Origin of the sequence: Actinospica acidithermotolerans (assembly GCF_018139625.1) — a bacterium.
Taxonomy (GTDB): domain Bacteria; phylum Actinomycetota; class Actinomycetes; order Streptomycetales; family Catenulisporaceae; genus Actinospica; species Actinospica acidithermotolerans.
Window position 1 is genome coordinate 34,304 of sequence record NZ_JAGSOH010000012.1, and the last position, 19,039, is coordinate 53,342.

A 19,039-nucleotide genomic window follows, 5' to 3' on the forward strand; every position below is an offset into this window, starting at 1 on the left:
GCTCGCCCGGATACACGTGACTTGCCTCACTTTCCGGTCGTCCTCCGGCGCGGCTCTCCGTGGTGCGGCGCTCCGACCGCGCTCGCCCGGATAGCTGCCCGGGCTGACCGCCGCCCGGGCGCCCGCCCTTAGCATGCGGGGTATGCGGCAACTGATCCCCGAGCCCCCTCCCCCGCGGTCCCGGCCGGAGCCCGAGCTGAGCACCGTGTACGCCTATCCGCGGGGAGCGCGGCGCTGGCTGCGGGCGAATCTGGTGGCCTCGGTGGACGGACTGGCCCAGGCCGACGGCGCCTCCCGCGGCCTGTCCGGCCCGGCGGACCTGAGGGTGCTGCGCACCCTGCGCGGCCTGGCCGACGTGGTGCTCGTCGGCGGGGCCACCGTGCGCACGGAGGGCTACCACCGCCCCGTCGTCGTCCGCGAGGAGTTCGCCGAGGCCAGGGCTGCCGCCGGCCAGCCCCCGGCCGCCGCGATCGCCGTCGTCAGCTCGTCGCTCGACGTCGACTTCGACTCCCCGCTCTACACCGACGCCGTCACCCCGACCATCACCGTCACCGTCGCCGACGCGCCCCCGGAGCGCCTGGAACTGGCCCGCGCGGCCGGCGAGGTGCTGATCGCGGGCCCGCGCGGCAGAGTCGACCTCGCCGAGGCCGTAGACCGCCTGGTCGACACCGGCCGCAGCAGGCTCCTGTGCGAGGGCGGCCCCAAGCTGCTCGCCGCGGTCGCCGCCGCGGGGCGCCTCGACGAGCTCTGCCTGTCCGTATCGCCGCAGCTCAGAGCGGGCGACGGCCTGCGCCTGCTGGACGGCCCGGCGTTCCCGGTGCCGATGAAGCTCAACCTGCACACCCTGCTGACCGAGGACGGTTTCCTGTTCGCCAGGTACGTGGTGACGTAAGGACCCGGTAAGCGAGCACAGCCTTCAGGACCGCTCCTCAAACGACGTACCCTCATGAATATGGGATACGAAGTGGAGAAGACCGAGGATGAGTGGCGCGCGCAGCTCTCTCCGGCGGAGTACCAGGTGCTGCGCCAGGCGGGCACCGAGGCGGCGTACAAGGGCGAGTACACGGACACCGAGACAGAGGGCGTATACCGCTGCCGGGCGTGCGGCAGCGAGCTGTTCCGGTCCACCGAGAAGTTCCACTCGCACTGCGGCTGGCCCTCCTTCTACGACCCGGCCGACAGCGACGCGGTCGAGCTGATCGCCGACAGGTCGCACGGCATGGTCCGCACCGAGGTCCGCTGCGCCAAGTGCGGCTCGCATCTCGGCCACGTCTTCGAGGGCGAGGGCTACCCGACCCCGACCGACCAGCGCTACTGCATCAACTCGATCTCGCTGACGCTGGAGCCGAAGGCGGCGGAGTAGCCGAGTCCGCGAGCGTGGACGGCGGGGTAGCCGACCGGGCAGGCCTCGGCGGGAACGACGGCGTACCCGCTCCGGATGGGAGCCTGCCCCGATCGCCACGCCGCGCGGTGAACGCTGGGGTCGGCGCTTGTCGGCGGCCGGGTTTGCGGCAGCACCCCCGGGCCCCGGCCCCGCGCCGAAACCGGGCCCGGCGGCGCCGCGAGACGGGCTGGCAGCCGAACGGCTGGATCGGCTACAGAGTGACCGGGCCGGTTCGCTGTCGGCACTGGTCACGGTGTGGTGGACTGGCCTCATGCGACTGACTCCGACCGAGCGGGACCGGCTGCTGATCTTCACCGCGGCCGAGCTCGCCCGCGCGCGGCGGGCCCGGGGCCTGCGGCTGAACGTGCCCGAGGCGGTGGCGTTGATCGCCGATACGGTGTGCGAGGCGGCGCGGGACGGGGCGCGGTTGGCGGACGCGGTGGCGGCCGGGCGCGGGGTGCTGGGGCCCGCGGACGTGCTGCCGGGGGTCGCGGCGATCGTGACCGAGGTGCAGGTCGAGGCCGTGTTCGAGGACGGGACGCGGCTCGCGGTGATCTCGGATCCGATCGGGGGCGAGCAGGCGGGCGCGCCGGGGGCGATCCTGCTGCGGGACGAGTCGCAGCATGCTGCCGTCGAGCCGGCGGACGTCGTGTCGCTGGAGGTCGTGAACACCGCCTCCGTGCCGATCTCGGTCACGTCGCACTTCCACTTCTTCGAGTCGAACCCGCGGCTGCGCTTCGACCGGGCGGCGGCCTACGGACGTCATCTGGCGGTGCCGGCCGGGTCCTCGGTGCGGTTCGATCCGGGGGCCGCGGTGCGCGTCTCGCTGGTGCCGATCGGCGGGGAGCGGGTGGCGATCGGGTTCGCGGGGCTGGTGGACGGCCCGCTGGACGAGCCGGGGGCGAAGGAGCGCGCGCTGGCGAAGGCCGCGGCGTGCGGGTATCTGACCGTGGAGGGCGGCGTCCGATGAGCTTCGACGCGGAGCAGTACGTCTCGGTGCACGGCCCGCGGGTCGGCGACCGGGTCGTGCTGGGCGACAGCGGGCTGATCGCTCAGGTCGAGTTCGACTCGCAGCAGCCGGGGGACGAGTTCCTCGCCGGGTTCGGGAAGACGGCGCGCGACGGGCTGCACCTGAAGGCCGCGTCGGTGCGCGCCACGTGCGACCTGGTGATCAGCAACGTCCTGGTGATCGACCCGGTGCTCGGCATCGGCAAGACGTCGATCGGCGTGCGCGAGGGGCGGATCCACGCGATCGGGCGGGCCGGGAACCCGGACACCATGTCAGGGGTCGACGTCGTCGTCGGGACGGGGACGACGATCGTGTCCGGCGAGGGGATGATCGCGACCGCCGGGGCCATCGACACGCACGTCCACCTGCTCTCGCCGCGCATCATGGAGGCCTCGCTCGCCTCCGGCGTGACCACGATCGTCGGCCAGGAGTTCGGGCCGGTCTGGGGCGTCGGGGTGAACTCGCCGTGGGCGCTGCGGCACGCGTTCAACGCGTTCGACGCGTGGCCGGTGAACATCGGCTTCCTGGCCCGCGGCTCGTCCTCGAACGCCGATCCGCTCGTGGAGGCGCTGGTCGAGGGCGGGGCGAGCGGCTTCAAGGTGCACGAGGACATGGGTGCGCACGCCCGCGCCCTGGACACCGCGCTGCGGGTCGCCGAGGAGCACGACGTGCAGGTCGCGCTGCACACGGACGGCCTGAACGAGTGCCTGTCCGTCGAGGACACCCTCGCGGTGCTGGAGGGGCGCACGATCCACGCCTTCCACATCGAGGGCTGCGGCGGCGGGCACGTGCCGAACGTGCTGCGGCTGGCCGGCGTCCCGAACGTGATCGGCTCCTCGACGAACCCGACGCTGCCGTTCGGGCGGGACGCGCTCGGCGAGCACTTCGGCATGATCGTCTCGGCGCACGACCTGAAGCCGGAGCTGCCCGGCGAGGCCCAGATGGCCCGCGACCGGATCCGCGCGGGCACGATGGGCGCGGAGGACGTGCTGCACGACCTCGGCGTCATCCCGATCACCTCGTCCGACGCGCAGGGGATGGGCCGCGCCGGGGAGACCGTGCGCCGGACGTTCGCCGTCGCGGCGAAGATGAAGGCCGAGCTCGGCGGGCTCGACGGCGCGCAGCCCGCCGCGCACGACAACGCGCGCATTCTGCGCTACATCGCGAAGCTGACGATCAACCCGGCCATCGCGCACGGTCTCGCGCACGAGATCGGCTCGCTCGAGGTGGGCAAGCTCGCGGACGTCGTGCTGTGGCGGCCCGGGTACTTCGGCGCGAAGCCGCAGCTCGTGCTGAAGGCCGGCTTCCCCGCGTACGGCGTGGTCGGCGATCCGAACGCGGCGACCGACCGCTGCGAGCCGCTCGTGCTCGGGCCGCAGTTCGGGGCGCACGGCGCGACGGCGGCGGACCTGTCGGTGGCCTTCGTCTCCGGCGCCGCCGCCGAGGCCGAGTCGGACCGCTTCCCGTCCCGGCGGCGCCGCGTCGGCGTGCGCGGGACGCGCGGGATCGGCCCGGCCTCGATGGTGCGCAACGCCCGGCTCGGCCTGGTCGAGGTGGCCCCGGCGACCGGCGCGGTCACCCTCGACGGCGAGCCGGTCAGCTCTCCGCCGGCCGAGACCGTGCCGCTCTCCCGCCTGTACTTCCTCTGACGCTTCGCACGACGCTTCGCATGACGCTTCGTAGGACGGTTCCAGTGACGCTTCCCGTGACCGAGGAGACCCCTGACATGCCCACCCCCGCAGAGCTCGGATTCGCGATGCCCGCCGAATGGTCGCCGCACGAGCGCACCTGGATGGCCTGGCCCACGGAGGGGTACACGCTCGGCGAGGACCCGGCCGAGGCGTACCGCGCGTGGTCGCAGGTGGCGAACACGATCGTGCGCTACGAGCCGGTGACGATGGTCGTCGACCCGGCGGCGCGCGCGTCGGCCGACGAGTGGCTGGACCCGGCCGTCGCCAAGGTCGAGTTCCCGCTCAACGACGCCTGGATGCGCGACATCGGCCCGACCTTCCTGACGCGCGGGGCCGGGGGCGGGGCCGGCGAGCTCGCCGCCGCCGACTGGATCTTCAACGGCTGGGGCGCGCAGTCCTGGGCGCAGTGGGACAAGGACGCGGACATCGCCGAATCGGTCATCGGGCACGCCGGGGCACGCCGCTTCATCTCGCGCCTGGTCAACGAGGGCGGCGGCATCCACGTCGACGGCGAGGGCACGGTGCTCGTCACCGAGACCGTGCAGCTGGACCCGGGCCGCAACCCGGACTGGACCAGGCAAGCGGTCGAAGACGAGCTCAAGGCCTTCCTCGGCGTCGGCAAGGTCATCTGGCTGGCGCGCGGGCTTACCCGGGACTACAGCGAGTTCGGCACGCGCGGGCACGTCGACATCGTCGCGGCGTTCGTGCAGCCGGGCGTCGTGGTCGTGCACACGCAGCCGGATCCGGCGCACCCGGACCACGAGGTGGGCAAGGCGAACGCCGCCCTGCTGCGGGGCGCGACGGACGCCCGCGGCCGCGCCCTCGAGGTGGTCGAGCTCCCGGCGCCGACGGTGATCACCGACGCGGACGGCGAGCCGGTGGACTACTCGTACATCAACCACTACCTCGGCAACGGCTTCGCGCTGCTCTGCGGCTTCGACGACCCGCGCGACGCGCAGGCGGCCGAGATCCTCGGTTCGCTGCTGCCCGGCCGCAAGATCGAGCTCGTCGACGCCCGGCCCATCTTCGAGCGCGGCGGCGGCATCCACTGCATCACCCAGCAGCAGCCGGCGGTCTGAGAAATATCCGTTCGATTTGTTCCCGCGTGCCGAAAAGGAAATAGCGCACAAAATATTCCAGGCGTTCGCTACCGGTCGGTAGACAGACATATTCGTCGCAGTACGCTGACTACTGAGCCGGCTCGCCTCCCTTGGAAACCCACACTCCAGTCAGAGGTGCGATACAGCCATGTCCGTTTCCCTCACCACCGCGCGGCGGCCGCTGGCCGTCGCCCTGCTCGCGGGCCTGACCGCGTTCGGCGTCGCGACGAGCGCCGACGCGGCCACCGCGGTCACCTACGACTGCCAGGCCAGCGCGCTCGGCCAGACCGGCACCTTCACCGTCAGCGCCTCCGTCACCGCCTCGGCGCCCAGCACCGTCGCGGCCGACTCGTCCCTGGCCATCACCGAGTCCGTGGGCTCGATCACGGTGCCCAGCAGCGCGGACGGCTACACCGTCAAGAAGATCCAGGGCATCAAGCTCGAGGTCCCGGTGCCGGCCAACTCGACCTACGACTCGGCCTCGCTCTCCGGCGGCAGCAACTACGGCTCCGGCACGCCGAGCGTGTCCGAGGCCTCCGGCGTGATCACGGTCTCCATCCCCGGCCCGATCAGCGCCGGCACCACGTTCACGCTGCCGACCCTCACCATCGATCTGACCTCGGGCTCCTCCGGCACGATCACGAGCTCGCTGTCCGGGACGAGCTACAGCAGCCCCGGCCTGACCTTCACCGCGGTGCTCTCGGTCATCGGTATCGGCGTCAACGCCAGCGCGGTGGGCTACCCGTCCGCGACGCCGTCGCTGACGAGCACGACCATCGACTAGGAAATCGAATCGGTGAATTAGTCGCATTCGACAACGACGGGCGCCCGCATTGTCGCGGGCGCCCGTCTAAAACGCAGAACAGAGAAATCGCCTACGGCAGAACGCGGACGATTTCGCCGAGCGACTTGCGCCGGCCCGTGTAGAACGGGATCTCGACGCGGACGTGGCGGCGGGTCTCGGAGCCGCGGAGGTGGCGCATCAGATCCACGATCCGGTGCAGGTCGTTCGCCTCGAAGCAGAGCAGCCACTCGTAGTCGCCGAGCGCGAAGGACGGCACCGTGTTGGCGCGCACGTCCGGGTACTCGCGGGACATCTTGCCGTGCTCGGCGAGCAGCGCGCGGCGCTCCTCGTCCGGGAGCAGGTACCACTCGTACGAGCGCACGAACGGGTAGACGCAGGCCCAGTCGCGCGGCGCCTCGCCGGCCAGGTAGGCCGGGATGTGGCTCTTGTTGAACTCCGCCGGGCGGTGCAGGGCCATGCTGGACCACACCGGCTCGCAGCACTGGCCGAGCAGGGTCTTGCGGAAGGACGAGTAGAGCTCCTGCAGCGACTCGGCCGACGGGCCGTGCGCCCAGATCATGATGTCGGCGTCGGCGCGCAGCCCGGCCGTGTCGTACGTGCCGCGCACCACGACGTCCTGGTCGGCGGCGAGCTTGGTGAACAGCTGCTCGACCTCCTCGGCGTAGCCCGCGCGCAGGCCCTCGTCCTCCGGAAGCTCGGCGACCGCCTTGAAGACCGACCAGCTGGTGTAGCGGATCTCCTCGTTCAGCTCCCGCGCCTTCCGGCTCACGGGCCTTTCCTGCTGCTCACTGCCCGTGGTGTCCGTCATCTCTCGTCGTTCCCTTCAATCAGTGTGCTTACGGCTGAGTCCGCGGAGGCGATGCAGGCCGGGATGCCCACGCCGTCGTACGCGGCGCCGGCGACGGCCAGGCCGGCCGGCAGCGCGGCGCGGATCCGGGCGACGCGGTCGAGGTGCCCGACCGCGTACTGCGGCAGGGCCCGCGTCCAGCGCTGCACGTGCCGGTCCACGGGGGCGGCGGTCAGGCCTATCGCGTCGGCGAGGTCGGCGAGCGCGGCCTTGGCCAGCTCCCCGTCCTCGCGCTCCAGGATCTCGGCCTCGCCGTGCCGCCCGAGCGAGGTGCGCAGGATGACCAGGTCCCCGGCGCTGTGCGCGAGCCAGGGCCATTTGAGGCTGGAGAACGTCGCGGCCTTGATCGCGCGCCCGTCCACCGGCGGCACCAGGAAGCCGGAGCCGAGCGGCATGCCGGCCAGGGCGCTGCGGTGGAAGGCGAAGGTGGTGATGGCCATCGAGGCGTACTCGATGTCGCGCAGCTCGGGGAGGGCGGACGGCGCGTGCTCGGCCAGCAGGTCGGCCGCCGCGTAGCCGGGGACGGCGAGCACGACGGCGTCGCCGTCCACGGTCGAGCCGTCGGACAGCTCGGCGCGCCATCCGGCCTCGGTGCGTCGCAGGGCCCGGACGGCGACGTCGGTGCGCAGGTCCGCGCCGCGCTTGGCGACATCCGCGGCGATGGCGCCGGGCAGCCGTCCCACGCCGCCGCGGATGCCCGCGAAGACCGGCTTCGGCGCCTGGCCGGCGGCCGAGGAGTCCGCCGCGCCCTTGGCGAGCAGATCGCGCACGCCGGTGGTCAGCGGGGTGCCGGCCGCGGCCAGCGGAACGAGCTGCGGGACCGTGGCGCGCAGCGAGAGCTTGTCGGCGTGGCCCGCGTAGACGCCGCCGAGCAGCGGCTCGACGAGCCGGTCCACGACCTCGCGGCCGAGCCGGCGGGCGATGTACTCGCCCACGGCCACGTCCTCGGTGACCGGCGTCTTCGGCATCACGCGGTCGGCCTGCACGCGGGCCAGGCCGCGGGAGCCGAGCACGCCGCTCGCGCTCAGGGCCCGGAGGTCGCCGGGGACGCCCATCAGCTGTCCGGAGGGCAGCGGGTGCAGCTCTCCGCGGCTCCACACGCCGGCGGCCGTGGTGGCCGGGTGCACGATGTCGTCCGCGAGCCCGGTCTCCTGGGCCAGCGCCACGCCCTCGGGCCGGCGCGCCAGGATCGACTCTGCGCCGAGGTCCACGGTGCTCCCGGCGACGTGCCCGAGCACGAGCTTCCCGCCGTAGCCCGGCGAGGCCTCGAGCAGGGTCACGGTGAGCCCGGCGGCGAGGGCGGCACGCGCCGCGGCCAGGCCGGTGACCCCGCCGCCGACGACGAGCAGATGCCGCGGCCGGCGGCCGGTGGGAGGCGTCGTGGACGACACGGTCAGCTCCGGACGGTGTTTTCGTGCACGTAGTCGACGACCCGGGCCAGCTGCCCGGGATCGGCGTTGGGCGGGACCCCGTGGCCGAGGTTGAAGACGTGGCCGGGCAGCCGCGCGGCGTCGTCGAGCACGCGCTGGACCGCGGCGTCGAGCGCGGCGGGCGGCGCGAAGAGCGTGGCCGGGTCGAGGTTGCCCTGCAGGGCCTTGCCGGGCCCGACGCGGCGCTCGGCCTCGTGCAGCGGCACCCGCCAGTCGACGCCGACCACGTCGGCCCCGGCCTCGCCGAGGTCGCGCAGCAGCTCGCCGGTACCGACGCCGAAGTGGATGCGCGGCACGCCGCGGTCGGCGACGGCGGCGAAGACCTTGGCGGAGGCGGGCTGCACGTACTGCCGGTAGTCGACGGGGGCGACCGAGCCGACCCAGGAGTCGAACAGCTGGATCGCGGAGGCGCCGGCGTCGATCTGGGTGAGCAGGAAGGTCGAGGTGATGTCGGCGACGCGGTCCAGCAGCGCGGTGAACAGCTGCGGATCGCCGTACATCATGGCCTTGGTGTGCTCGAAGCCCTTCGAGGGGCCGCCCTCGATCAGGTAGCTGGCGAGCGTGAAGGGCGCGCCGCCGAAGCCGATCAGCGGGGTGGCGCCGAGCTCGGCGGTCAGCAGGCGCACCGCGGCGGCGATCGGCGCGAGCTCGTCCGGCTCGGGCGCGCGCAGCCGGTCGAGGTCGGCGGCGGCGCGCACCGGCTCGGCGATGACCGGCCCGACGCCCGGCTTGATCTCCAGGTCGAGGCCGATCGCCTTGAGCGGGGTGACGATGTCGCTGAAGAAGACGGCGGCGTCGACGCCGTAGCGGCGCACCGGCTGCATGGTGATCTCGGCGACGAGCTCCGGCATGAAGCAGGAGTCGAGCATCGGGATGCCCTCGCGGGCCTTGCGGTACTCGGGCAGCGAGCGGCCGGCCTGGCGCATGAACCACACGGGGGTGTGCGGCACGGGTTCCCGGCGGCAGGCGCGCAGGAACGCGGAGTCGGCGGCGGGGGTCGCCGGGGCCGCGGCGTCGGGATCGGTGCTCTGCGCGTTCTGGGTGCTGCTCACGAAATGCACGATACCCGCGTGCGAGGGCGGACCCGTACTCGCCCCGGCGCGCCCGGCCGCGGGCGCCCGGGACGCCTTCTTCATTTTGTGAGGACCGTCACAGGTGACTTCGCGCATACTTGGGCGCGCCTACCCGCCGCGGTCCGCCACCCGGTCGTACGCTGCGACACATGGCCCAGCACCCGCACCCCCTGACCCCGCACCGCGCCCAGGTCGCCGAGGCGCCGTCGGGCGGCGCCGGGCCGGCGACGCCCGAGGTCTTCGCGGCGGCGGTCGGGGGCATCGGCGCGCTGCGGCCGCGGCCGGGCCTGGAGTTCGAGCCGCTGCCGGCGCCGCGTCGGCTCGCCACGCACAGCCACGCGGTCTCGGTCTCGGCGTCGGAGCAGCGCGAGGGCGGCGAGGTGGAGCTCGGTTCGGGCCGCTTCGTGCTGCTGTACGAGCCCGCGGGCCACGAGGAGTGGCTCGGCAGCTGGCGCTGCGTCACGCTGCTGGAGGCGGAGCTCGAGCCGGAGATCGCTGAGGACCCGCTGGTGGCCGACGTCGCCTGGTCCTGGCTGCGGGAGGCGCTGTCCGGCCTGAACTACGCGGCGCTCGGCGGCACCGTCTCGCGCTGCGCGTCCTCGGGCTACGGCGAGCTCGCGGACCAGGGCACCAGCATGTCGGTCGAGCTGCGGGCGTCCTGGTCGCCGCTGCCGCCGCTGGACGCCTCCATCCCCGGCGGCCCGGCCGTGCAGCGCGCCGCGGCGGCCGCGGGCCGCGCCCGGTGGAGCGCGCAGGAGGCCGGCCCGGGCCTCGCCGCGCACGTCGAGGCCTGGTCGCAGTGCCTGGCGACGGCGGTCGGGATGCCCCCCGAGCTGGCCGGGATCGCCCGGCTGCCGCGCGTCGGCGGCTGAGCGCGGCCGCGCTCCGCGGGGGGTTACGGCGGGCGGACCGCTGGACGACCGGTCATTCGATCACTAGACGTCCGTTGAGCCAAACGGGCGTACATCCAGAATTGGTTAACGGTCGGTCACGCTGGGTATGAAGCCTACCCACACGGCGGATTCAGCTGCCCCTCAGGCCGGGACCGGACTGATCCGCTACTGCGTCCGGGTGAGTTCCGTACGGTGGCGTCTCGCCCGGACGGCGGAAGCGCACGGCCGTTCGGCCGTCGGCTCACGCTAAAGGTCGCCACTCACATTGCCGATTCCTTCCCCGGAAGGGCTAGAGACAGGCCCTTCCGTCCGGCCGGCCCCTCCACCCTCGCCGACCGGTCCAACCCTCCACCTCCAGGGAGGTTCGGGTGTCCGTCCTCGTCGACCATGCCGCGAGCATGCTGGCCTACCGGCCGGCCAAGCTGACCGCGATGGTAGTTGTGCACGATCCGCGCGTGCGCACCTCAGTGACCCGCCATCTGTGGGCACTCGGAGTGCGCGATGTGGTGGAGGCCTCCACCATCGCCGAGGCGCGAAGCCGGATGGCCACGGTTCGCGATATCGCGGTCGTGGACGTGCATCTGCCGGACGGCCCCGGCCTGGCGTTGCTGGCGGAGATGCGCACGGCCGGGTGGAACAGCGCGGTCGCCATCTCCACCGCCGACGACACCAACGCGGTGCGCGCGGCGCTCGCCTCCGGGGTGCGCGGCTACGTGGTCACCGGCGCCCGGACGCTGCCGCAGGCCCGCCCGGGGCTGAACGGGATGAACGGCGCGGGCCCGATGGGGCACGGCCACGGCCCGGCGCACCTGCGCGAGCGGCGGCTGGCCGCGATGTCCGGACAGGCCGGCACGATGGCCGCGCTGGCCCAGGGCTCGATCCCGAACACCATGAACGCCGGCGTGCGCGAGCTGTCCGCGCGCGAGATCGAGGTGCTGCGGCTGGTCGCCGACGGCCGCTCGAACAAGGCCATCGGGCAGACGATGGGGCTGAGCGCGCTGACCGTGAAGAGCCATCTCGCTCGGATCGCCCGCAAGCTCGGCACCGGCGACCGCGCCGGCATGGTCGCCGTGGCCATGCGCGGCGGGATCATCGCCTGACCATCGCCCGCCGTGACGAGCCACCTCACCCGGGCCGCCCGCAAGCTCGGCACCGGCGACCGCGCCGGCATGGTCGCCGTGGCCATGCGCGGCGGGATCATCGCCTGACCATCGCCCGCCGTGACGAGCCACCTCACCCGGGCCGCCCGCAAGCTCGGCACCGGCGACCGCGCCGGCATGGTCGCCGTGGCCATGCGCGGCGGGATCATCGCCTGACCATCGCCCGCCGTGACGAGCCACCTCACCCGGGCCGCCCGCAAGCTCGGCACCGGCGACCGCGCCGGCATGGTCGCCGTGGCCATGCGCGGCGGGATCATCGCCTGACCATCGCCCGCCGTGACGAGCCACCTCACCCGGGCCGCCCGCAAGCTCGGCACCGGCGACCGCGCCGGCATGGTCGCCGTGGCCATGCGCGGCGGGATCATCGCCTGACCGTCGCCCGCGTCGCCCGCGGCACGTGGGCTTCCGGACAACCCGCGGCCTTCCCTGCGGGGCGTCCGCGTTCGTGTGACTAACCACGCCTGCGGGTGAACTCCCGCGCTCGCTGCCCGCCGGGGGCATGTCCCTCGTGCGGGCGGACGCGTTGGTCCGGTCGGTTGTCCGGTCGGCCCAGGTCCACGGCGTCGGGGAGTAGCACCATGCACAAGAGGATCGGCGTGCTCGTCGTCGCCCGCGACGCGGCCGGCGTGCTGCCGGGCACGCTGGAGCGGATCCCGGAGTCCTTCCGGGAGCGGATCGAGGAGATCGTCATCCTCGACGACGCCAGCGCGGACGACACCTTCCCCGTCGCCGCCGCGTGGGCGCGCCGCAACCGGCTCGGCCGCTCGACCGTGCTGCGGCATACGAAGCGGCTCGGGCACGGCGGGACCCGGAAGGCAGGCCTGCGGATCGCGATCGAGCACGGCCTCGACGTCGTCGCCCTGCTCTCGGGCGACGGACGATACGCCCCCGAATCACTTCCCTCGCTGGTCGGGCCGATCCTCGACGAGGAAGCCGACGCGGTGATCGGCGTCCCGGACGGATCTGCCGAAGGTGGCCGCGTCAACCGGATCTGCGGCGGCGTTCCGCTCAGGCTCGGCGAGCGCATCCTCGGCGCCCCACTGCGCGCAGCCCACGACGGGTTCCGGGCTTACGGCACGGCCGCGCTGCGCGAGATCGCGTATGAGGCGAACGGGGACGGGCCCGAGTTCGATACTCAGATCCTCATTCAGCTGCGGCACGCGGCGAAGCGGATCATCGAGGTCCCGGTGCCCGGCGAGGCCGCGGCCGCCGACCTGCGGCAGGGCGTCGGCGTGCTGCGCGACGTGCTCGAATACCGCCGGGTCGGCATGGGGTTCGGCACGAGCGACTGGGTCCCGGCGGCGGAACCCGACGCTCACGAGGGGGGTTGGGCGTCGCACGAGTCGCTGCTCGCCGAACTGGCCGGGCTTCCGATGGGCCGCGTGCTCGACCTCGGCTGCGCCGACGGCTGCTTCGCCGAACGCGTCCGGGAGGTCGGGCACCGCGTCGTGGGCGTGGACCGCACCGAGTTCGACGGCGTGCGCGACCGGATGAACCTGTTCGTGCGCGCGGACCTGAACTACGGCATCCCGCCGGAGGCGCGCGTCGCCGCGGGCTATGACGTCGTGCTCGTGGCCGGCGTCCTGCAGTTCCTCGTCCGGCCGGAGCGGCTGCTCCGCGAGATCCGCAGTGTGCTGCGGCCCGGCGGGCAGGTGTACGTGTGCGTGCCGAACGCGGTGCACTGGTATCCGCGGCTGCGTTTCCTGCTCGGGCGCTTCGACTACGACCGGCGCGGCATCCTCGACGTGAGCCACCTGCGGTTCTTCACCCGGCGCTCGCTACGCGGGATGCTCGTCCGCACCGGCTACGACATCCTCGACGCCCAGGTGGAGGCCCTGCCGTTCGGCGGCCAGCGCGTGCTCGCGCGGCTGCTGCCCGATCTGTTCGCCTACCGGCTGATTGCCCGCGCGACGCCGCATCACGAGGACACGATCGGGGCGCCGAGCCTGGCCGACGAGGTCTTCGGCGCGCACTACGCGTCGGTGCCACGGCAGCAGGAACGGCGTCACCAGGAGGCATAGCCCGACGATCCCGAGAGCGGCCTTCGCGCCGGTGAACTCGGCCATGGCGCCCCACAGCGCCGTCATCAGCGCGATCGACGTGTTGCTGCTGATCGACCACGCGGCGAGCACGCGCGCGGTGCGGTCGGCGGGCGTCAGTTCGAGGCGATACGTCGCGAAGAGCGGGTTGAACACGCCGCAGGTGGTGATCAGGCCGCCCTCGACGGCCATGACGACGAGCAGCCCCGGGACGCCCGGCCGCATCGCCGCCAGCCCGATCACCCAGCAGGCGCGCAGCACGCCGGTCACGAGGATGAGCCTGCGCTGCCCGAATCGCGAGGCGAGCGGTCGGGCGACGCGCGAGCCGGCCAGGCCGCCGATGCTGGGCACGGCGAAAGCGAGCCCGTACTCCCAGACCGGGAAGCCGTACCGGCCCAGCATGAGGACGGCCATCAGCGGCTCGGTCGCCGAGATCAGGCCGTTGACCAGGATCGAGTTGAAGAACAGCGGTCTGAGCGCGGCGCTGCCGAGGATGTGGCGCCAGCCCTCGAACAGCTCGGCCGCCTTGATGCCGGAGCGTCCCTCCCGGCGCTCCGGCTTCGGCTCGACGCCGCCGATCGCGCGGATCCCGCACGCGGACAGCAGGAAGCTCACGGCGTCGGCCACGACCGTCGTCACCGGACCCAGGACGCCGATCAGCAGGCCGCCGATCGGCGGACCGAGCACGATCGACGACCAGTTCGTCGACTCGAACCGCGCGTTCGCGATGAGCAGATCGTCCGGTTCCACGAGGTATTTGACGAAGCTTCCGCTCGCCGCGTTGAACGCGATGTCCGCCGCGCCGTCGACCACTGCCACAACCAGAAGTTGACCGAAGGTCAACCAGCCGAACGTGTAGGCGAGCGGCACGGTGATCAGCACGGCAAAGCGCGTCAGATCCATCGCGATCATGACCGGGCGCTTGCGGCGGAACTCGATCCACGGCCCGACCGGGATCGCGAGCAGCGCGCCGACCACCCGGCCCGAGGCCATGAGCACGGCGATCTCGGCGGATCCGCCGTGCAGCACGGTGATGACGATCAGCGGGAACGCGCCGAAGCCGAGCCAGGTGCCGTACGTGCTGACCACGTACGCGGTCCACAGCCAGCGGAACTCCCGGCCCAGCGCGCGTCTCCCGGTAACCATGGCCGCGATTAAACCGGCCCCCGGCAGCCCGGTTCAAACAACCGCGCGACCGTCGCGGCACAACCCGGAGTTGTACATCTAGCATGCCGCCATGGACCTTGAAGCCGTGCGCACCTTCGCCGCCGTCGCCGACACCGGCCAGTTCCAAGAGGCGGCCGCCGAGCTGGCGGTCACTCAGCAGGCCGTCTCCAAGCGGGTCGCGGCGCTGGAGAAGGGCCTCGGGGTCCGGCTGTTCACGCGGTCGGCGCGAGGCGCCGCGCTGACGATCGACGGCCAGGCGTTCCTGCCGCACGCCCGCGCACTGCTCGCCGCCGAGGAGCGCGCCGTCGCGTCCGTCCGGCCCGGGCGGCGTGCGCTGCGCGTGGACGTGATCGAGCGCAAGCTCGCCCCGGCGGGGCTGCTGCGCGCCTTTCATCGTGCGTACCCTGACATCGAACTCGGCGTCGTGACGCTGCCGAACGCGGACGCCGCGGTCGCCGCCGTGCGCGACGGCCAGATCGACGCCGCGATCCGCGCCGTGCCGCGGCCGGGGACGCGGCTGCCCGAACAGGTCCAGTCCGTCCGCGTCGACGACGAGCCGCTGCACATCCTCGTCGGCCCGGGGCATCCGCTGGCGGGCGAACGGTCCGTCACCACCGCACAGCTCGTGGGCCACCGCATCTGGATGCCGACGGTCGCGCCGGGCACGGAGTGGGGCGCGTACTACCTGGACCTGGCCGCGGAATTCGGCCTGACGCTCGATCCGGTCGGCCCCGGCTTCGGCCTCGAACCGCTCCTCGCGACCGTCGCCGACTCGACGAGCCTCGCGACGTTCGTCGGCGAGCGCACGGACCTCGCGTGGCCCGCGGACTGGGGTCTGCGCCGCGTCACGCTGACCTCCCCGACGCCGATCTATCCGCATTCGCTGGTCTGGCACGCTGACAACCCGCATCCCGCGCTCGCCGCGCTGCGCAAGCACCTGGCGGCCGCGTACCGGCCCCTGGAAGGCGGCTGGGCGCCCGCGTGGTCGGAAAATCCCTGACCCCAGCGCAGCGGACTCAGTCGATGACCTCGTCGAGCCGGTCGGCGACGTGCCGGGCGATCTCCAGCGCACCGGTGGCGGCCGGCGAGACCGCGTTGAGCACGTGGACCTGGCGCGGGAGCTCCTCGATCAGGAAGTCGTCGAGCAGCTTCCCTTCGGGCGTCACGGCCTGCGCGCGCACGCCCGCGCCCGCCGGCACGATGTCGGCCTCCGTGATCGCGGGCACCAGCCGGGCCAGCGACTCGGCGAAGCGGCTGCGGGAGAGCGAGCGGCGCACCTCGTCGAGCCCCGGCCGCCAGCAGTCGCGCCCGAGCCGCCAGGTGCCGGGGAAGCGCAGCGAGTCGGCGAGGTCGCGCGGTGAGAAATCGCGCCGGCGGTAGCCCTCGCGGCGCAGCGCGAGCACCGCGTTCGGGCCCGCGTGCACACTGCCGTCGATGCCGCGCGTCAGGTGCACGCCGAGGAACGGGAAACGCGGATCGGGCACCGGGTAGATCAGACCCCGCACAAGGTCGCGCCGCTCCGGCGCCAGCTCGTAGTACTCGCCGCGGAACGGCACGATCCGCACCGGCGGACGCAGCCCGGCGAGGTGCGCGATCCGATCACTGTGCAGCCCCGCGCAGTTGACGAGCGCGTCGGCGCGAACCGGGCCCGAGTCGGTCTCGACCTCCACGCCGCCGTTCCCCGAGCGGATGCCGCGCACCCGCGCGCCGGTGCGCAGATCGGCGCCCGCGGCATCGAGGTCCTCGGCCATGGCCTCGCACACGAGGGGGTAGTCGATGATCGCAGTGCTCTGCACGTGAAGCGCGGCCACGCAGGAGACCTCGGGCTCGATCTCCTTGGCGCGCACCGGATCCACGAGCTGCGCGGGCACGCCGTTCGCCTCCGCGTTGGCCGCCAGCCTGTGCAGCCGCGGCAGCTCCTCCCGCGACGTCGCGACGACGAGCTTTCCGCACACCTCCACCGGAACCCCGGCCTCGCGGGCGAATCCGACCATGGAGGCGTTTCCGGCGACCGCCGTGCGGGCCTTGAGGCTCCCGGGCCGGTAGTACAGCCCGGCGTGCACGACGCCGCTGTTGTGCCCGGTCTGGTGAACCGCCCAGCGCGCTTCCTTCTCCAGCACCGTGACATCGTGGCCGCGCACGGTCGCGAGCTCGCGCGCCGTCGCGAGCCCCACGATGCCTCCGCCGATGACGATCACGTGCCGATGAGCGTGCTCTGCGGCCATGCGGCCAGTCTAGAAGCCGCGCGGAGCCAACGGGGTGCGACGCGATAACGTGGTCTGTCCCAATCGCGCGTTACGGTAAGGGGGTGACCGACCGCGCCCTCGAACCCACCGCCGCGCCCGCCCCGTCGCCGGAACCCGCCGCCCCCGAGCCCTTGCCGCTGCTCAGCCCGCGCGAAGGGGTGCCGGACGTCGTCGGCACCGCCGCGGGACTCGCGGACGTGGTCGCCCGGTTCAAGGCGGGACGCGGAGCGGTGGCCGTGGACGCGGAGCGGGCCTCGGGCTTCCGGTACGGCCAGCGGGCCTACCTCGTGCAGCTGCGGCGCGAGGGCGCGGGCACCGCGCTGATCGACCCGGTGGCGTGCCCCGATCTGTCCGAGCTCGGCGAGGTGCTGTCCGGCACCGAGTGGGTGCTGCACGCGGCGAGCCAGGACCTGCCCTGCCTGCGCGAGCTGAACTTCACGCCGCAGAACCTGTTCGACACCGAGCTCGGCGGCCGGCTGGCCGGCTACCCGCGGGTCGGGCTCGGCCCGATGATCGAGGACCTGCTCGGCTACCACCTGGAGAAGGGCCACTCGGCCGACGACTGGTCCACCCGGCCGCTGCCCGAGTCCTGGCTCAAGTACGCCGCGCTCGACGTCGAGCTGCTCGTCGACCTGCGCGAGGCCGTGCACGACGAACTGGAGTCGCAGGGCAAGCTGGAGTGGGCGCTGCAGGAGTTCGAGGCCGTGCGCACCGCGCCGCCGGCCGAGCCGCGCGCCGAGCCGTGGCGCCGCACCTCGGGCGTGCACCGGGTCCGCAAGGCCCGCAACCTCGCCGTCGTGCGCGCGCTCTGGGAGCGCCGCGACGAGTTGGCCCGGCGCCGCGACATGGCCCCCGGCCGCGTCCTGCCCGACGCGGCGATCGTCGAGGCGGCCGCGCGGCTGCCCAGGACCGTGCACGAACTGCGCGCCGTCCCCGGTTTCAGCGGCCGTACCCGCTCGGCCGACGCCGTGGGCTACTTCGCTGCGCTGGAAGCCGCCCTGGCCCTGCCGGACAGGGACCTCCCCCACCACCCGCCGCGCAGCGACGCCCCGCCGCCGGCCAAGTCCTGGGAGCGCGCCGACCCGGCCGCCGCGGCCCGTCTCGCCGTGGCCCGTCCGGCCGTGACCGCGATCGCCGACGAGCACCACGTCCCCACCGAGAACCTCTTGCTGCCGGACCTCGTCCGCCGCCTCTGCTGGGCCCCGCCCGCCGAGCTGGACGACGACACGATCGCGCACTACCTCTCCACCGGCGGCGCCCGCCCCTGGCAGGTCGGGCTGACCGCCCACGTCCTCGGCGCGGCCCTGCGCCGGGCGGCCGCCCACGCGGTCTAGCGCGCCGCCCTTCCATCCCTCGGCGCGCGGCAAACCCGCCTCCAGAAAACGCTACCCATACGCTAGAGTCTGGAAATCTAGTTGGCATAGAATTCGGGGCACGGGTACTATTAGATTCAGCGCATGAAGCGCAGAGCACTGCTTCGCGAGCTCGTGAAGATCGCGGAGTCCAAGGACCTCAAACTCGAGTTCGTCCGCCATGGTGCGGGCCACGACATCTACCACCTCGGGCATGCGGTCCTCATCATCGGCCGCCATGCAGACATACCTGAGCAGACGGCGAAGATCACCCTCAAGACAGCGAGGAACGGATGACTACCCCCACCGTCTATCGGGCCACCGCGACGCGCGACGGTCGCTGGTGGGCCGTGGAGATCCACGGCTTCCCGCCGAACTACGCGGCGGTCACCCAGGGACGCGACCTCGCCGAAGCCGCGTCGAATGCGCGAAAGGCGACATCGCTGCTGCTCAACGTCCCAGCGGAGGAGATCGAGATCGACCTGCACGTCAACGAGGCGGACGAGGTGGTCGCCGAGGTGGAGCGGGCACGGGCCAGGCGCGCGGAGGCGGCGCGCGAGGAGCAGGCGACCCTGGTCAGGGCCGCACGTCGCCTGGTCGACCAGGGGCTGACCCAGCGCGACGCGGCCCGGCTGCTCGGCCTGTCCTTCCAGCGCGTGCACCAGCTGCTGAAGACGGCGTCGCCGACCGGTTAGTCGCCACCCGGCCCGGTTCGAGATGACGCGCCGACCGGCGAGCCGAGCCCAGCCGAACCCGGGTGCGCGCCCCGGGCAGCCACCGTGACCTGAGCTGCGCGCGGTCCGCCGGGGCCGGCGGCGGCTGCCCGAAATCCGCGGTACCGAA

16 protein-coding genes and 4 pseudogenes are annotated in these 19,039 nt (G+C 73.2%); 15 read left to right on the top strand and 5 right to left on the bottom strand.

Annotation, left to right across the window (positions count from 1 at the left end):
- Window positions 1-142 precede the first annotated feature (142 nt).
- The 6 genes from KDK95_RS07030 (at window position 143) to KDK95_RS07055 (ending at window position 5,968) form a co-directional block, all read left to right on the top strand.
- A complete protein-coding gene (locus KDK95_RS07030) occupies window positions 143-892 on the top strand; it encodes a dihydrofolate reductase family protein (protein ID WP_212517206.1) in 750 nt (249 codons plus the stop codon).
- A 60-nt stretch (window positions 893-952) separates the two neighbouring features.
- The gene (gene msrB / locus KDK95_RS07035) at window positions 953-1,363 is read left to right on the top strand and encodes a peptide-methionine (R)-S-oxide reductase MsrB (RefSeq protein WP_212517207.1); all 411 of its coding nucleotides are present in this window, start codon (window positions 953-955) and stop codon (window positions 1,361-1,363) included.
- A gap of 292 nt (window positions 1,364-1,655) precedes the next feature.
- Window positions 1,656-2,354: an urease subunit gamma gene (gene ureA, locus KDK95_RS07040; RefSeq protein ID WP_212517208.1), complete on the top strand. Its 699-nt coding sequence runs from the start codon at window positions 1,656-1,658 to the stop codon at window positions 2,352-2,354.
- Window positions 2,351-4,042, top strand: a complete 1,692-nt coding sequence (locus tag KDK95_RS07045; protein ID WP_212517209.1) for an urease subunit alpha — start codon at window positions 2,351-2,353, stop codon at window positions 4,040-4,042. The genes ureA and KDK95_RS07045 overlap by 4 nt, the downstream gene beginning before the upstream one ends.
- Before the next feature lie 77 nt (window positions 4,043-4,119).
- Window positions 4,120-5,163 carry an agmatine deiminase family protein gene (locus KDK95_RS07050; RefSeq protein ID WP_212517210.1) on the top strand — a complete coding sequence of 348 codons (1,044 nt, stop codon included), beginning with the start codon at window positions 4,120-4,122 and terminating at the stop codon, window positions 5,161-5,163.
- 169 nt (window positions 5,164-5,332) lie between these two features.
- On the top strand, window positions 5,333-5,968 hold the full coding sequence (locus KDK95_RS07055) for a hypothetical protein (RefSeq protein ID WP_212517211.1): 636 nt from the start codon (window positions 5,333-5,335) through the stop codon (window positions 5,966-5,968).
- A gap of 91 nt (window positions 5,969-6,059) precedes the next feature.
- Here the strand turns inward: KDK95_RS07055 and hemQ are convergent, their stop codons facing one another.
- From hemQ to hemE, 3 genes are read right to left on the bottom strand one after another with little or no spacing between them, the layout of a single operon-like run.
- The gene (hemQ, locus tag KDK95_RS07060) at window positions 6,060-6,797 is read right to left on the bottom strand and encodes a hydrogen peroxide-dependent heme synthase (protein ID WP_212517212.1); all 738 of its coding nucleotides are present in this window, start codon (window positions 6,795-6,797) and stop codon (window positions 6,060-6,062) included.
- Complete coding sequence (gene hemG / locus KDK95_RS07065) at window positions 6,794-8,227, bottom strand: protoporphyrinogen oxidase (RefSeq protein ID WP_307844228.1); 1,434 nt, start codon at window positions 8,225-8,227, stop codon at window positions 6,794-6,796. The genes hemQ and hemG overlap by 4 nt, the downstream gene beginning before the upstream one ends.
- A gap of 2 nt (window positions 8,228-8,229) precedes the next feature.
- Window positions 8,230-9,240 (bottom strand): uroporphyrinogen decarboxylase, encoded by a 1,011-nt coding sequence (gene hemE / locus KDK95_RS07070; protein WP_372463276.1) that lies wholly within the window; start codon window positions 9,238-9,240, stop codon window positions 8,230-8,232.
- A 248-nt stretch (window positions 9,241-9,488) separates the two neighbouring features.
- On the opposite strand from hemE, the gene KDK95_RS07075 reads away from it, so the two are divergent.
- From KDK95_RS07075 to KDK95_RS07105, 5 genes and pseudogenes are all read left to right on the top strand, one after another.
- Window positions 9,489-10,211 (top strand): DUF3000 family protein, encoded by a 723-nt coding sequence (locus tag KDK95_RS07075; RefSeq protein WP_212517214.1) that lies wholly within the window; start codon window positions 9,489-9,491, stop codon window positions 10,209-10,211.
- A 389-nt stretch (window positions 10,212-10,600) separates the two neighbouring features.
- Window positions 10,601-10,966 (top strand): annotated as a pseudogene (locus KDK95_RS38160) (response regulator); the annotation flags it as partial.
- A gap of 165 nt (window positions 10,967-11,131) precedes the next feature.
- Window positions 11,132-11,332: pseudogene (locus KDK95_RS38165) on the top strand (response regulator transcription factor); the annotation flags it as partial.
- 120 nt (window positions 11,333-11,452) lie between these two features.
- Window positions 11,453-11,548: pseudogene (locus KDK95_RS37360) on the top strand (DNA-binding response regulator); the annotation flags it as partial.
- A 422-nt stretch (window positions 11,549-11,970) separates the two neighbouring features.
- Window positions 11,971-13,149, top strand: a pseudogene (locus tag KDK95_RS07105) (glycosyltransferase); the annotation flags it as partial.
- 21 nt (window positions 13,150-13,170) lie between these two features.
- Here the strand turns inward: KDK95_RS07105 and KDK95_RS35605 are convergent.
- Complete coding sequence (locus tag KDK95_RS35605) at window positions 13,171-14,577, bottom strand: MFS transporter (protein WP_249160509.1); 1,407 nt, start codon at window positions 14,575-14,577, stop codon at window positions 13,171-13,173.
- Window positions 14,578-14,668: 91 nt separating this feature from the next.
- On the opposite strand from KDK95_RS35605, the gene KDK95_RS07110 reads away from it, so the two are divergent.
- Window positions 14,669-15,598, top strand: a complete 930-nt coding sequence (locus KDK95_RS07110) for a LysR family transcriptional regulator (RefSeq protein ID WP_212517217.1) — start codon at window positions 14,669-14,671, stop codon at window positions 15,596-15,598.
- A gap of 16 nt (window positions 15,599-15,614) precedes the next feature.
- Here the strand turns inward: KDK95_RS07110 and lhgD are convergent, their stop codons facing one another.
- Complete coding sequence (gene lhgD, locus KDK95_RS07115) at window positions 15,615-16,823, bottom strand: L-2-hydroxyglutarate dehydrogenase (RefSeq protein WP_212517218.1); 1,209 nt, start codon at window positions 16,821-16,823, stop codon at window positions 15,615-15,617.
- 83 nt (window positions 16,824-16,906) lie between these two features.
- On the opposite strand from lhgD, the gene KDK95_RS07120 reads away from it, so the two are divergent.
- From KDK95_RS07120 to KDK95_RS07130, 3 genes are all read left to right on the top strand, one after another.
- The gene (locus KDK95_RS07120) at window positions 16,907-18,178 is read left to right on the top strand and encodes an HRDC domain-containing protein (protein WP_212517219.1); all 1,272 of its coding nucleotides are present in this window, start codon (window positions 16,907-16,909) and stop codon (window positions 18,176-18,178) included.
- A gap of 123 nt (window positions 18,179-18,301) precedes the next feature.
- On the top strand, window positions 18,302-18,493 hold the full coding sequence (locus tag KDK95_RS07125; RefSeq protein ID WP_212517220.1) for a type II toxin-antitoxin system HicA family toxin: 192 nt from the start codon (window positions 18,302-18,304) through the stop codon (window positions 18,491-18,493).
- The gene (locus tag KDK95_RS07130) at window positions 18,490-18,891 is read left to right on the top strand and encodes a hypothetical protein (protein ID WP_212517221.1); all 402 of its coding nucleotides are present in this window, start codon (window positions 18,490-18,492) and stop codon (window positions 18,889-18,891) included. Before KDK95_RS07125 ends, KDK95_RS07130 begins: the two co-directional genes overlap by 4 nt.
- Window positions 18,892-19,039: the final 148 nt, after the last annotated feature.